This is a genomic window from Mycolicibacterium smegmatis (assembly GCF_001457595.1).
Taxonomy (GTDB): Bacteria; Actinomycetota; Actinomycetes; order Mycobacteriales; family Mycobacteriaceae; genus Mycobacterium; species Mycobacterium smegmatis.
Window position 1 is genome coordinate 5,267,239 of the sequence record NZ_LN831039.1, and the last position, 12,964, is coordinate 5,280,202.

At 68.7% G+C, this 12,964-nt stretch carries 16 protein-coding genes; 12 read left to right on the forward strand and 4 right to left on the reverse strand.

Annotated elements, in window-relative coordinates:
- Positions 1-2 precede the first annotated feature (2 nt).
- Positions 3-395: a (deoxy)nucleoside triphosphate pyrophosphohydrolase gene (locus AT701_RS25175; protein ID WP_058126828.1), complete on the reverse strand. Its 393-nt coding sequence runs from the start codon at positions 393-395 to the stop codon at positions 3-5.
- A 27-nt stretch (positions 396-422) separates the two neighbouring features.
- On the opposite strand from AT701_RS25175, the gene AT701_RS25180 reads away from it, so the two are divergent.
- Positions 423-707 carry a 4a-hydroxytetrahydrobiopterin dehydratase gene (locus AT701_RS25180; protein ID WP_011730347.1) on the forward strand — a complete coding sequence of 95 codons (285 nt, stop codon included), beginning with the start codon at positions 423-425 and terminating at the stop codon, positions 705-707.
- On the opposite strand, the gene AT701_RS25185 is transcribed toward AT701_RS25180, so the two are convergent.
- Entirely contained in the window at positions 685-1,818 is a 1,134-nt protein-coding gene (locus AT701_RS25185) for a mannosyltransferase (protein ID WP_058126829.1), read from the reverse strand. The genes AT701_RS25180 and AT701_RS25185 overlap by 23 nt on opposite strands.
- Positions 1,819-2,016: 198 nt before the next feature.
- On the opposite strand from AT701_RS25185, the gene AT701_RS25190 reads away from it, so the two are divergent.
- Complete coding sequence (locus tag AT701_RS25190) at positions 2,017-2,625, forward strand: hypothetical protein (RefSeq protein WP_058126830.1); 609 nt, start codon at positions 2,017-2,019, stop codon at positions 2,623-2,625.
- 41 nt (positions 2,626-2,666) lie between these two features.
- A complete protein-coding gene (locus tag AT701_RS25195) occupies positions 2,667-3,650 on the forward strand; it encodes an Rv1157c family protein (protein ID WP_058126831.1) in 984 nt (327 codons plus the stop codon).
- A 95-nt stretch (positions 3,651-3,745) separates the two neighbouring features.
- Here the strand turns inward: AT701_RS25195 and AT701_RS25200 are convergent, their stop codons facing one another.
- Entirely contained in the window at positions 3,746-3,895 is a 150-nt protein-coding gene (locus AT701_RS25200; protein WP_003896554.1) for a DUF1059 domain-containing protein, read from the reverse strand.
- A gap of 45 nt (positions 3,896-3,940) precedes the next feature.
- Here AT701_RS25200 and AT701_RS25205 point away from each other — a divergent pair, with 45 nt between their 5' ends.
- Positions 3,941-4,594 (forward strand): nitroreductase family protein, encoded by a 654-nt coding sequence (locus AT701_RS25205; RefSeq protein WP_058126832.1) that lies wholly within the window; start codon positions 3,941-3,943, stop codon positions 4,592-4,594.
- 18 nt (positions 4,595-4,612) lie between these two features.
- Here the strand turns inward: AT701_RS25205 and AT701_RS25210 are convergent, their stop codons facing one another.
- The gene (locus AT701_RS25210; RefSeq protein ID WP_003896556.1) at positions 4,613-5,194 is read right to left on the reverse strand and encodes an HhH-GPD-type base excision DNA repair protein; all 582 of its coding nucleotides are present in this window, start codon (positions 5,192-5,194) and stop codon (positions 4,613-4,615) included.
- 93 nt (positions 5,195-5,287) lie between these two features.
- On the opposite strand from AT701_RS25210, the gene AT701_RS25215 reads away from it, so the two are divergent.
- The 8 genes from AT701_RS25215 to AT701_RS25250 all read left to right on the forward strand — a co-directional run bounded on the left by AT701_RS25215 (position 5,288) and on the right by AT701_RS25250 (position 12,945).
- Entirely contained in the window at positions 5,288-5,584 is a 297-nt protein-coding gene (locus AT701_RS25215; RefSeq protein WP_011730351.1) for a hypothetical protein, read from the forward strand.
- Between the two features lie 21 nt (positions 5,585-5,605).
- A complete protein-coding gene (locus AT701_RS25220) occupies positions 5,606-6,805 on the forward strand; it encodes a sensor histidine kinase (RefSeq protein WP_058126833.1) in 1,200 nt (399 codons plus the stop codon).
- On the forward strand, positions 6,802-7,587 hold the full coding sequence (locus tag AT701_RS25225; RefSeq protein WP_003896559.1) for a LytR/AlgR family response regulator transcription factor: 786 nt from the start codon (positions 6,802-6,804) through the stop codon (positions 7,585-7,587). Before AT701_RS25220 ends, AT701_RS25225 begins: the two co-directional genes overlap by 4 nt.
- Positions 7,580-7,954 carry a hypothetical protein gene (locus AT701_RS25230; protein WP_029104514.1) on the forward strand — a complete coding sequence of 125 codons (375 nt, stop codon included), beginning with the start codon at positions 7,580-7,582 and terminating at the stop codon, positions 7,952-7,954. The genes AT701_RS25225 and AT701_RS25230 overlap by 8 nt, the downstream gene beginning before the upstream one ends.
- Positions 7,951-9,693, forward strand: a complete 1,743-nt coding sequence (locus AT701_RS25235) for a sodium/solute symporter (protein WP_011730352.1) — start codon at positions 7,951-7,953, stop codon at positions 9,691-9,693. Before AT701_RS25230 ends, AT701_RS25235 begins: the two co-directional genes overlap by 4 nt.
- 119 nt (positions 9,694-9,812) lie before the next feature.
- Positions 9,813-10,811: a zinc-binding alcohol dehydrogenase family protein gene (locus AT701_RS25240; RefSeq protein ID WP_058126834.1), complete on the forward strand. Its 999-nt coding sequence runs from the start codon at positions 9,813-9,815 to the stop codon at positions 10,809-10,811.
- A 158-nt stretch (positions 10,812-10,969) separates the two neighbouring features.
- On the forward strand, positions 10,970-11,317 hold the full coding sequence (locus tag AT701_RS25245; protein ID WP_011730354.1) for a DUF485 domain-containing protein: 348 nt from the start codon (positions 10,970-10,972) through the stop codon (positions 11,315-11,317).
- The gene (locus AT701_RS25250) at positions 11,314-12,945 is read left to right on the forward strand and encodes a monocarboxylic acid transporter (RefSeq protein ID WP_011730355.1); all 1,632 of its coding nucleotides are present in this window, start codon (positions 11,314-11,316) and stop codon (positions 12,943-12,945) included. Before AT701_RS25245 ends, AT701_RS25250 begins: the two co-directional genes overlap by 4 nt.
- Positions 12,946-12,964: the final 19 nt, after the last annotated feature.

Sequence of the window (12,964 nt, forward strand, 5' to 3'; positions counted from 1 at the left end):
ATCTACCGTCCTGACAGGGCGGCGACCAGATCGGGCACCCACGCCCGATCGGCGGGAACCCATGCGATGCCGTCGATTTCGTCGGCACCCACCCATCGCAACGCGCGGTGGTCATGGGGATGCGGGCTTCCCGAGCGCAGGGTGACCCGGTAGGCGCGCAGTGTCATGGCGTCGTTGAGCGCGACGTCGGCACCGAGGCGCTCCCCCACCGCGACGTCGACGCCGAGTTCCTCGCGGAGTTCGCGTGCCAGCGCGTCGGCGTCGCTCTCCCCGGGCGTCACCTTTCCGCCAGGAAGTTCCCACAGCCCCGCCAGCTCGGCCGGGCGGTCACGCTGGGCGACCAGCAGTGTCCCACGCGAGATCAGCGCCCCGGCCACCACGATCTGCTTTGTCATCGCGCCTGACGGTATACGGTCAACGTCATGGCTGTGTTATCGAACGATCAGGTTGATGCCGCACTGCCGAATCTGCCGGGGTGGGAACGCGCCGCAGGGGCCCTGCGGCGCTCGGTGAAGTTTCCGACGTTCCTCGACGGGATCGACGCCGTGCGACGGGTTGCCGAGTTCGCCGAGGAGAAGGACCATCATCCGGATATCGACATCCGTTGGCGGACAGTGACTTTCGCGTTGGTCACGCACGCCGCGGGCGGTATCACGGAAAAGGACGTCCAGATGGCCGAGGAGATCAACCGGATCCTTTCCGACTGAAGGCGATCCACCCGAGCGTCGCCAATGTCGCGACGATGTAGACCAGCCCGGCCCAGGCCAGGTACCACGGCCTGCCGATCTCCCAGATGGTGGGCTGCGCGAAACTGAGCAGCCACGGGACACCCAGCAGGGTCAGCGCGAGCCAGCCCCAGCCCAGGATCCGCGCGCCGCGCAGGGCCGACAACGGCCCGTGCAGCAGCCACATCATCAGCGGGATCAGCCACACCCAGTGGTGCGTCCACGAGATCGGCGAGAGCACGAGCCCGAACAGACTCACCACGAGGATGCCGCCGAGTCGATCCTGCGCGCCGCCGATCGCTCGCCACGCCAGCAGCGCGAGGACCGCGGTGATGCCGATACCGATCAGCACCAGTGGCCCGAATCCCGCGTCGTGACCCAGGATCCGTGAGATCCCGCCGCGCCACGACTGGTTGAACGACGTGCCGATGGGCCCGATCCGGTCCGCGTCGCCCAGCAGTTCGGTGAAGTACCGGCGGGCCTGCGCACCCACCACGAGCCACGACACGCCGACCGTCGCGAAGAACACCGCCGCCGAGCACGCGACCGCGGCCCAGCGGCGCGCCCCGAGGAAGTACAGGCCCGCGACCGCGGGCGTGAGTTTGATGCCGGCCGCCAACCCGACGAGCAGACCCGAAAGCCACCACCGCGTCGTGGACACCGCGCAGAGCACCGCGAGCACCAGCACGACATTGACCTGGCCGTAGTCGAATGTGCTGCGCAGCGGTTCGGTCCAGATGCCCAGGGCGGTCCACAGCATCGCGACACGCCGTTGGGACTGCAACCCCATGAGCCCTTGGCTGACACGCACGACGCCGTAGAGCGCGGCGATGATCCCGATCTGCCAGATGAACGCCACCACGCCGAATGGCAGCAGGTGCAGCGGGTAGAACACGATCGCGGCGAACGGCGGATACGTGAACGGCAGCGGGAAGTCCGGTGTCTGGTCGGCATAGACGTAGTCGTAGAGCGCGCCGGGTCCGTCGAGGGCGTCCGCGCCGTCGACGTAGACGTGCAGGTCGACGAAGTTGGCGCCGTTGGGCACGAGGTAGGTCCAGGCCAGCCGCGCCAGGATGCTGACGACCAGCAACATCGGCGCCAGGCGCTGCAGCCGCGCGGATGCTGGGACTTCGGGTGCTGATTTCGTGTCTACGGCCCCGACTTTAGCGCCCCGGTAACCGTTGACCCTCACTGCCGTAACGGTTGAATAACCGCCACACGTGTCACTTGAGTAACACCAGTAACTCGATACGTTCGAGCCCAGACGTGCAGTCAATCGATTGGGAGAACGATGAAATTCACCTGGAAAGCCATTTCCACCGGCATGATCGCGGCAGCGGGCGCTCTCCCGGTCGCGGTGGCCCTGAGCGGCGCGGCGAACGCCGAGCCGGCCCCGGTTCCGCCCGCGCCGATGCCGAACCTGCCGGTGGTCAACCAACTCGCAGGCGTGCCGGGCGCCGCGCCGCAGCTGCTGCAGGGCGTCGCCTCCGCGCTCACCGGAACCCCGGCACAGGCTCCCGCGCCGCAGCCGACCGCGCAGGCGACCCTGACCCTGCCGCAGGCGCCGGCCACAGCGCCCGCCACGGTGCCTGCCGCGACCGCCACCGCGCCCGCGGTCACCCCGGCCGCCAACGGCGTGGCCTCGCTCGTGCCGTCGGCCGAGGTCACCATCCCGCAGGTGCCCGGTATGCCGATCCCGCTGCCGCAGTCGGTCAACATCCCCGGCGACCTCGCGGCGCTGGCGCCCATCGGCTCGCCGCTGGCCGGCCTTGCCCCGGCCGCGACCAACACCGCCGCCAGCGCGGCCACGGCCGCCGCACCCGCGGTGACCGCACCCGCGGCTTCGGCCCCCTCGGCAGTCGCGCCGCTGGCGCCGCTGCTGACCGCCGGTCTGCCGTGATCCCCGAACTGGTCTGACCGTCGAAACCCACTGGGAGAGTCATGTCACCGAAAACGTTCCTCGCCACCGCCGCCGCGATCGGTTCGTCGGCCGCGCTGGTCCTCGGCACCGGCATCGCGCATGCCGACCCGGGGCCGCTGCCGATCGACGCGGCGCAGGCGCCGGGGCTCTCGGCGGTGCAGGGGCTGAGCCCGGTCATCCAGCAGGCGGCGGCCGATCCGGCCGGTGCCGCGCAGTTGCTGATGGCCGCGGCTCAGGCGTTCGCCGCCAACAAGACGGAACCTGCTGACTCTCGCAATGTGGCGACGGCGGTCAACCAGTTCGTCGCCGAACCCCTCACGGCGACGCCAGAACACATCCCGGCCGCCGGCGCCGGGCTCGACGCGCACCTGCCCGCCGGGATCGACCCGGCGCACGCCGTCGGCCCCGCCGAGGCCCTGCCACCTGCCGCCGAGCCACTGGCCGCCCCGGCGCCCGCCCCAGCGCCTGAGGCGGCCCCGGCACCCGCGCCTGAGGCCGCTCCCGCACCGGCACCTGAAGCTGCGGCACCGGCACCTGAGGCCCCGGCGCCCGCGCCTGCCCCGGCCGCGGCAGCGGCACCGGGATTCGGCCCGGATGCGCCGGTGACGCAGGAGTTCATGTACCCGTCGATCAGCAACGGGTGCCTCGCCGACGGCGGCAACGTCCTCGCGACCGCCATCTCGGTGGCCGGCCCCGCGACGATTCCGCTGCCCGGCCCGGGACCCGGCCAGACGGCCTACGTGTTCACCGCGATCGGCACCCCCGGCCCGGCCGCCGAGCAGAAACTGCCGCTCAACGTCACCTGGGTGAACCTCACCACCGGCAAGTCGGGCAGCGCCACGCTCAAGACACGCCCGGACCTCAACCCCGAGGGCCCGACCACACTGACCGCGATCGCCGACACCGGCTCGGGCAGCATCATTTCCACGATCTTCGGCCAGGTCACGACGACCGAGAAGCAGTGCCAGTTCATGCCCACCATCGGATCCACGGTGGTGCCCTGACCACATCGAGAAAATGGGGAAACGAAATTCCCGGTCGCTGGCGACATGCCGGCGACCGGGAATTTTGTATGGGCTGAATCGAGTGCGTCAGTAAGTCAGTACGCCATGAACAGGATCATCTCGCGGTCGTACTCGCGACCGGGGTGGGACTCGGCGAGGTGCGCCTGCGCCTTCTCGACCAGATCGTCCTCATCGGTGCCGACGATCGCTTCTCCGCAGGGACAGTTCAGATGTGTCTTCGCCATATGTTCACCATTGCATAGGAATACAAAAGGCAAAAGGATGCATCCATGGAGTTCACCGACGTCGTCCGCACAACCGCCGCGATTCGCCAGTTCACCGGCGATCCCCTCCCCGACGACGTGCTGAGGCGCATCCTGGACAACGCCCGGTTCGCCCCCAGCGGCGGCAACCGGCAGGGCACGCGTGTCGTGGTGATCCGCGACCGCGACACCCGCGAGGCGCTCGCCGATCTCACCGTCACCGGATCCCGCCGCTACATCGCCCAGAAGCGCATCGGTGAGAACCCGTGGAATCCGTTGCATCCCACGGCCGTCACCGAAGCGGATCTCGCGGCCGTCGACGTCCCCCGCGCCACACCGCTGCTCGACGCCGCGGTGGTGATCGTGGTGTGCGTCGATCTCGGTGTCGTCGCCGCGTTCGATCAGGACCTCGACCGCATCGGCGTGGTGTCCGGTGCGTCGGTGTATCCGTTCGTGTGGAACATCCTGCTCTCGGCGCGCAACGAAGGCTTCGGCGGCGTGCTCACGACGATGGCGATCGCCGAGGAGCCGAAGGTCAAAGAGCTGCTCGCCATTCCCGACGACTACGCCGTGGCGGCGGTCCTGCCGCTGGGCAAGCCCGTGCACCAGCCCACCAAACTCACACGCAAGCCCGTCTCCGAGATCGCCACGCGCGAGCGCTTCGACGGCGCCCCGTTCTAGGGCTGCTTGTCACTTGGCCTACTTGTTCTTGGCGGCTTTCGCGGCGGCCTTCATGTCCTTCTTGTACGCGCGGACCTTCTGCAGCGACCCGGCATCCACGACATCGGCGACCGACATGTAGGTGCCGGCCTTGCCGTAGTCACCCGCCGCCTCACGCCAACCCTCGGGCGTCACGCCGTACTGCTTGCCCAGCAGCGCCAGGAAGATCCGGGCCTTCTGATCGCCGAACCCGGGCAGCCGCTTGAGCCTGCGCAGCACCTCGGGGCCGTCGGGGTCACCGCCGGTCCAGATCGCCGTGACGTCACCGTCGTAATCGTCGACGACGGCCTGCGCGAGCGCCTGCACCCGCTTTGCCATCGATCCCGGAAACCGGTGCACGGCAGGGGTTTCGGAGAACTTCTCGGCGAACTTGTCGGGGTTGTACTCGGCGATGTGCACCGCGTCGACCTTCCCGATACGGTCCGCGAGCTTCTTGGGCCCGGCGAACGCGGTCTCCATCGGGATCTGCTGATCGAGCAGCATGCCGACCAGAAGCGCGAACGGGTTGGACTCCAACAGCGCGTCGGCGTCCGGGTCTTGCACAAGCTGCAGCGTGGGCACGTGGCCAGTTTAGATCGCGTTTTGACGCCGGTGTCGGTGCGGTGTGCGAACGTGTAATCAGTATTTGCCTGGTGACACCCCTGGAGAACAGACATGAAACGTGTGATTGCGCCCCTTGTGGCCGCGGTCGGCGCCGCGATCGCCTTTGCTGCTGCGGCACACGCGATCCCCGACCAGGGCACGCCGGCATTCGACGAGTACATGCAGGGCCTGGAACGCAACGGCTACCACCTGAACCCGGACACCGCGTGGCGCGTGGCCCACCAGGCGTGCATCGGCGGCATCCCGGGCTACATCGGTCTGGAACTGGCCGCGCAAGGGGTCGTCGGCCCGGGTGCCCAGCAGCGCGTCATGAACGTCGCGCAGCAATACGCGTGCCCGGTTCAATAGGGCTCCAATAATGTCTCAATAGTGTCGGGCGAGGTTGCGATAGCGCTGGCGTTGGCGCTGGTGCTGACGGCGGTGGTCGCGATCGTGGTGGTGCGCACCCGCCGCGTCGTCGCAACCCCCACCGAACGGGCCGTCCACGCGGCCCTGCACACCGCGTCGTCGGCGGCACGCGCACTACGCCGCGGCCTGGACACCGACTCGGCGCAGACCGCGGCGCCGTACCTGCGCGGGCTCACCGTCACGCAGGGGCTCGCGCTGTTCGACGGCGACGGTCAGCTGCTCGCGCTCGATCCCGACGACGACGCGCTGTGGCAGACCGACATCATCGACACGTGCACCAGCACGGCCCGCGACTCGATCGCCGACCAGCGCCGCAAGCTCACCAGCGCCCGGCCGATGACCGTGGTGGCCCAGCCGCTGCTCACCGAGGCAGGCGACGTGCTGGGCGCCCTGGTGGTGGTCACCGCGAGCACACCCGGGCCGGGCATGCTCGGCGCTGTCGGCGAGGTGGCGCGATACGCCGCGAGCCAGATCGAACTCGCCGAACTCGACGCGTCACGCGCCCGGTTGGACCGCGCCGAGGTGCTCGCGCTGCGCGCCCAGATCAGCCCGCACTTCATCTACAACGCGCTCAACACCATCGCGTCGTTCGTGCGCACCGATCCCGACCGCGCCCGCGAGCTGATCCTGGAGTTCGCCGACTTCACGCGGTACTCGTTCCGGGCCGCCGGCCAGTACACGACGCTGGCCGACGAACTGCGCAACATCGATCGCTACCTCACCTTGGAGCGCGCCCGGTTCGGACAGTCGCTGAAGGTGCGATTGCAGGTGGCACCCGAGGTGCTCAACGTCGTGGTGCCGTTCCTCGCCTTGCAACCGCTGGTCGAGAACGCCGTGCGTCACGGGCTGGCCGGCCAGGGCGGCGGCACCGTCGAGATCATCGCGCGTGACGAGGGCACCGACTGCGTCATCACCGTCGAGGACGACGGTGCAGGCATGGACCCCGAGACCCTGCGCGCCGGACAGGGTGACGCGCTGGCCGATCGCACCGACCAGGGCGCACACGTGGGTCTGACGAATGTGGACCATCGCCTGCGCGCCGCCTTCGGCAACGACTACGGTCTTGTGGTCGAGACGGCGTTAGGAGCGGGAACCAAGGTCATGATGCGGGTACCGAAGTTCCGGTCCGGCGTGCACGCCGGCGGAGGTGCATTCGGATGAGCACACGCGCACTGACCGTGCTCGCGGTCGACGACGAAGCCCCCGCACTCGACGAACTGGCCTATCTGCTGGGCCGCAATCCCGATGTCGCCGAGGTGCTCACGGCCTCCGACGCGACCTCGGCCCTGCGCGAGTTGAACCGGCACACCATCGACGCGGTGTTCCTCGACATCAACATGCCCGGCCTGTCGGGCATCGAACTCGCCGGCGTGCTCACCAACTTCGCGCACCGGCCCGCGGTGGTGTTCGTGACCGCGCACGACGACAAGGCCGTCGCGGCGTTCGACGTCGGCGCGGTCGACTATCTGCTCAAACCGATCCGGCAGAACCGCCTCGACGAAGCCGTCCGACGCGTGGGCGCCGCGCCTTCACCGACCACCGAGACCCCCGCCGACGATCAGGACTCCGCGGTGATCCCCGCCGAACTCGGCGGCATCACCCACCTGGTGCCGCGCGACAGCATCGGCTGGGTCGAAGCCGAGGGCGACTACGCCAGGCTGCACTCGGCCACCGGTGCGCACCTGGTCCGAATCCCGTTGAGCACGTTGGAAACCCGTTGGCGAGACCACGGCTTCCAGCGCATCCACCGGTCGTACCTGGTGTCGCTGAAGCAAGTGACGGGCCTGCGCACCGCCGACGGTGCCGTGCTGGTGCGCCTGCGCGCCAACGGCGCCTCCCCCGCCGTCGAACTTCCCGTGAGCCGCAGGCAGGCACGAGAACTGCGCGACCGCCTGGTCCGTGACCCCATGCGCAACCTGAAACCGACAGGTGCCGATGACTAGCGGGGAGAAACCGGTACGACGACGCGTCGTGCTCGCGCACCGACGAGGCGCGCGCATGGTGCGCACCCGCATCGAGGTGCAGGAGCAGACCCAGGTGGGCGACGCGCTGGTACGCGGCCTGATGCGCGCCCAACTCGGGCTCGCGCTGCGCCTGGCCGCGGTGGTGGTCTCGATCGTGGCGGCTGTGGTGCTGTTCACCACGGCCGCACCGGAACTGGCGTCGCTCTCCGTGTTCGGGATCCGGCTGAACTGGCTGATCCTGGCCGGGCTGATCTATCCCCTGCTCTACGGCGTGGGACGGATCTACGTCCGGCTGGCCGAGCAGGGCGAGCGGGACTTCGTCCGCGTGGTCGACAGCGAACCATGACCGGCTCTCCCCTGACCGCTGCCGCGCTGCTGTTCGCGGCCGTGGCGACCATCGCGATCGGCGCCTACGGCGTGAAGTTCTCGCGCACCACATCCGACTTCCTGGTGGCCTCGCGCAGCGTCGGGTCACGCTGGAACGCCGCGGCGATCTCGGGTGAATACCTCTCGGCCGCATCATTTCTCGGTGTGGCCGGGTTGATCGCGAAGTACGGCGCCGACGCCCTGTGGTATCCCGTGGGTTTCACGGCGGGCTACCTGGGCCTGCTGTTGTTCGTCGCCGCGCCGCTGCGCCGCTCCGGCGCCTATACCGTGCCCGATTTCGCCGAATTCCGGCTCGGCTCAGTGTGGTTGCGCAAGGTCGCGATGCTGGTCGTCGTGGTGATCTGTGTGTTCTACCTGGCGCCGCAGTATCAGGGCGCCGGGCTCGCGCTGAAAACGCTGCTGGGCGCACCGGTCTGGATCGGTCCGCTGCTGGTGGGCGCGATCGTGATCACCAACGTGGTCGCTGGCGGCATGCGCTCGATCACGTTCGTCCAGGCCTTCCAGTACTGGCTCAAGCTGACCGCGATCGCGATCCCGGCGCTCGCACTGCTCGGTCTGTTCATCAACGATCGCGGCGAACTCGGCGGGCCGCTCCCGCCGAGCGTCGAGGAGCAGACCACCGTCGCCATCGACACCGACGTCGTAGTGCGCGTCGTCGAACCGGCCGGCATCACGGTCACCGGAACCCTCGATGGTCAGGAGGTGGCCGACGCGCCGATCGGCGCACCCGGTGACCACACCCTCGACGCCGGAACCACCCTCACCCTCGACGCGGGCGCGGCCACCCCGGTGGTCGCGGGCACGCCGAGCACCGGTTCGCAGTGGCTGGCCTCCGGCGGCGGTCTGGGCGGCGGCCACCCGCTGTATCAGGTGGTGTCGATCATCGTCGCGACGTTCCTCGGGACGATGGGCCTGCCGCACGTGCTGGTGCGGTTCTACACCAACCCCGACGGGCGGGCCGCGCGACGCACGGCGCTGGCGGTGATCGCACTGCTGTCGCTGTTCTACCTGTTCCCGACGCTGCTGGGGGTGTTCTCCCGGTTGTACGTGCCGCAGTTGCTGATCACCGGAACCGCTGACGCCGCGGTGCTGCTGGCGCCCGGCGCGGCGATCGGCGGGGCGTTGGGACAACTGCTGGCCGCGCTGGTGGCCGCCGGTGCGATCGCGGCGTTCCTGGCGACGTCGTCGGGACTGTTGGTGAGCATCGCAGGCGCGCTGGCCACCGACGTGCTGCGGGGGCGGGTGCGTGACTTCCGCGTCGCGGCGGTGATCGGCGGGATCATCCCGATCCCGTTGTCGCTGTTCGTATCCGGACTCGAACTGTCCCGCAGCGTCGGGCTCGCGTTCGCGGTGGCGGCCTCGACGCTGTGCCCGCTTCTGGTGCTGGGCATCTGGTGGCGCCGGCTGACCGTGGTGGGCGCGGCCAGCGGGCTGGTGGTCGGCGGGGTGGTGTGCGGCAGCGCCGTGATCATCGCGATCGCCGGCGGCGTCGACGAGAACGTCCTGGGCGGTTGGCCCGCGGTGATGATCGGATACCCGGCCGCCGTCAGTGTGCCGCTGGCGTTCCTGACGATGATCGTCGTCAGCCTGGCCACCCGCACAACACTCAGCGGACCCACCGTCGCGCAGATCTTCGCGCGTATGCACGTACCGGAACGGCTCGGTATGGGCGTCGAACGTCTGCCGCAGTCCCGCTGACCGCCGGCGCTACAGGGCCCGTGACGACCCGTCGGAAGCGTACTCGACCAGCGGTGCTTTCCTCGATGACACTTATCGCCCTTGGAAGACACCAAGGTTCACGGTCTAGCATCGGCCCCATGCCAACCATGACTGCCATCGGCGCGTTCGACGCGCTGCCCATCGACGACCCTAACTCGTTGCAGGACATCACCATCGAGGTGCCCGAACTCCGGCCACACGACGTGCTGGTGCGCGTCGAGGCGGTGTCGGTGAACCCCGTCGACATCAAGCGCCGGCGCAGCCTGAGCCCGTCAACCGAACCCACCATCCTCGGGTTCGACGCCGCGGGCGTCGCGGAGGCCGTCGGCAGCGAGGTCACCACCCTGTCCGTCGGCGACGAGGTCTGGTACGCCGGTGACGTCAGCCGGCCCGGCACCAACGCCGACCTGCACGCCGTCGACGAGCGCATCGTCTCGCGCAAACCCCGCTCACTGTCGTTCCGGGACGCCGCCGCGTTGCCTCTCACCACCATCACCGCATGGGAGACGCTGTTCGAGCGGTTCAACCTCACCGCGGAATCCCAGGGCGACCTGCTGGTTCTCGGCGCCGCCGGTGGGGTCGGATCGGTCATGATCCAACTGGCCAAGAAGCTCACCGGGGTGCGGGTGATCGCGACCGCGAGCCGCGACGAGTCCCGGCAGTGGGCGCGCGACCTGGGCGCCGACGAGGTGATCGACCACCACGATCTGCGCGCACAGGCGCTCGACGTCGCGCCCGACGGTGTCGACTACCTGTTCACGCCGTTCTCGGCAGGCAACGTCGACGTGTTCGCCGACATCGTCCGGCCCTTCGGCCACATCACCGCCATCGACGAGCCGGAAGGCCTGGACCTGGTGGGCCTGAAGACGAAAAGCATTGCGTGGCATTGGGAGTTGATGTTCACGCGGCCGCTCACCGGTTACGACATCGCCGCGCAGCAACGGCTGCTCGCCGACGCCGCCGATCTGGTGGACCGCGGTGAACTGCGGACGACGCTGACCACGGCCATCGACGGCTTCACGGCGGCGAACCTGCGCGAGGCACACCGGATGGTCGAGTCCGGTCGCATGGTGGGCAAGGTGGTCGTTTCCCGCTGATCACGGCCGATCACAGTGCCGTTTAACGTCGATGACCGACCGTTGAGCGCAGCACTGCCGGGTTTCGGCGTCTGCCCAGCAGGCAATCCCCTATGTGACTCACATCTCAATTAGGTTCAGTGCGCGAGCCCGCCCACAGTTGACCTTCAGGAGTCACGGTGTCCGAAACCGACCTATCCCCCCGACGCGCGCCCACAAGTGCGCAATTCGTGGCCATGCAGGCCAGCCCCGAATTCAAGGAGCTGCGCAGCCGGCTGCGGCGCTTCGTGTTCCCCATGACGGCGTTCTTCCTGGTCTGGTACGCCATCTACGTCGCCCTGGGCGCCTTCGCCCACGACTTCATGGCAATCCAGGTGATCGGCAACATCAACGTCGGCCTGATCATCGGCCTGGGCCAGTTCCTGTCGACGTTCGTCATCACCGGTCTGTACGTCCGGTTCGCCAACCGGGAACTCGACCCGCGTGCGGCCGCCATCCGTGAGGAACTGGAAGGACCCGCGCAGTGAACGTGACCCTGCATGCCGCCGAGACCGTCGGCAACCCGGCAGCCAACATCGGCATCTTCAGCCTCTTCGTCGTCGTCACGCTTTTCGTGGTGATCCGCGCCAGCAAGCGCAACGCCACCGCCACCGAGTTCTTCACCGGCGGTCGCGGTTTCTCCGGCCCACAGAACGGCATCGCGATCGCCGGTGACTACCTGTCGGCGGCCAGCTTCCTCGGCATCGCGGGCGCCATCGCCGTCTACGGCTACGACGGCTTCCTGTACTCGATCGGCTTCCTGGTGGCGTGGCTTGTCGCCCTGCTGCTTGTCGCCGAATTGTTGCGCAACACAGGCAAATTCACGATGGCCGATGTGCTGAGCTTTCGGCTCAAGCAGCGCCCGGTCCGCATGGCGGCGGCCACCTCCACGCTGACGGTGTCGCTGTTCTACCTGCTGGCCCAGATGGCGGGCGCCGGTGGTCTGGTCGCACTGCTGCTCGACGTCAACAGCCGGTCCGGCCAGTCGCTGGTGATCGCCGTCGTCGGCGTCCTGATGATCGTCTACGTCCTGGTGGGCGGCATGAAGGGCACCACGTGGGTGCAGATCATCAAAGCCGTGCTGCTGATCGCGGGCGCCGGCCTCATGACGGTCATGGTGCTCGTGAAGTTCGGGATCAACCTCTCCGACATCCTCGGCTCCGCCCAGACCGCGATCTCGGAATCCACCACGCAGGGTGTCGCAAGCCGCGACGTGCTGGCCCCGGGTGCCCAGTACGGCGGATCGTTCACCTCGCAGATCAACTTCATCTCGCTGGCGCTGGCGCTCGTGCTCGGCACCGCGGGCCTGCCGCACGTGCTGATGCGGTTCTACACCGTGCCGACCGCCAAGGAAGCCCGCCGCTCGGTGGTGTGGGCGATCGCGCTGATCGGCGCCTTCTACCTGTTCACCCTGGTGCTGGGCTACGGTGCGGCGGCGCTCGTCGGACCCGACCGCATCCTCGGCGCGGCCGGTGGTGTGAACTCGGCGGCCCCGCTGCTGGCGTTCGAACTCGGCGGCGTGATCCTGCTCGGCATCATCTCCGCGGTCGCGTTCGCCACGATCCTCGCGGTGGTCGCGGGCCTGACCATCACGGCGTCGGCGTCGTTTGCCCACGACGTGTACGCCAGCGTGCTGAAGTCGCACAAGGTGACCGAGGACGAGCAGGTGCGGGTCTCGCGCATCACCGCGGTGGTGCTGGGCGTCCTCGCGATCGGTCTGGGCATCCTGGCCAACGGGCAGAACATCGCGTTCCTGGTGGCGCTGGCGTTCGCGGTCGCGGCCGCGGCCAACCTGCCGACCATCGTGTACTCGCTGTACTGGAAGCGGTTCAACACCCGCGGCGCCCTGTGGAGCATGTACGGCGGCCTGATCTCGACGATCGTGCTGATCGTGTTCTCCCCCGCGGTGTCGGGTTCGAAGACCGCGATGATCCCCGGCGCGGACTTCGACTTCTTCCCGCTGGCCAACCCGGGCATCGTGTCGATCCCGCTGGCGTTCATCCTGGGCATCGTCGGCACGCTGACCTCGCCGGATGACGAGGATCCCGCCATCGCCGCCGAGATGGAGGTCCGCTCGCTGACCGGTGTCGGCGCTGAAAAAGCAATTTCACACTGACATCACATCTACCGGACGC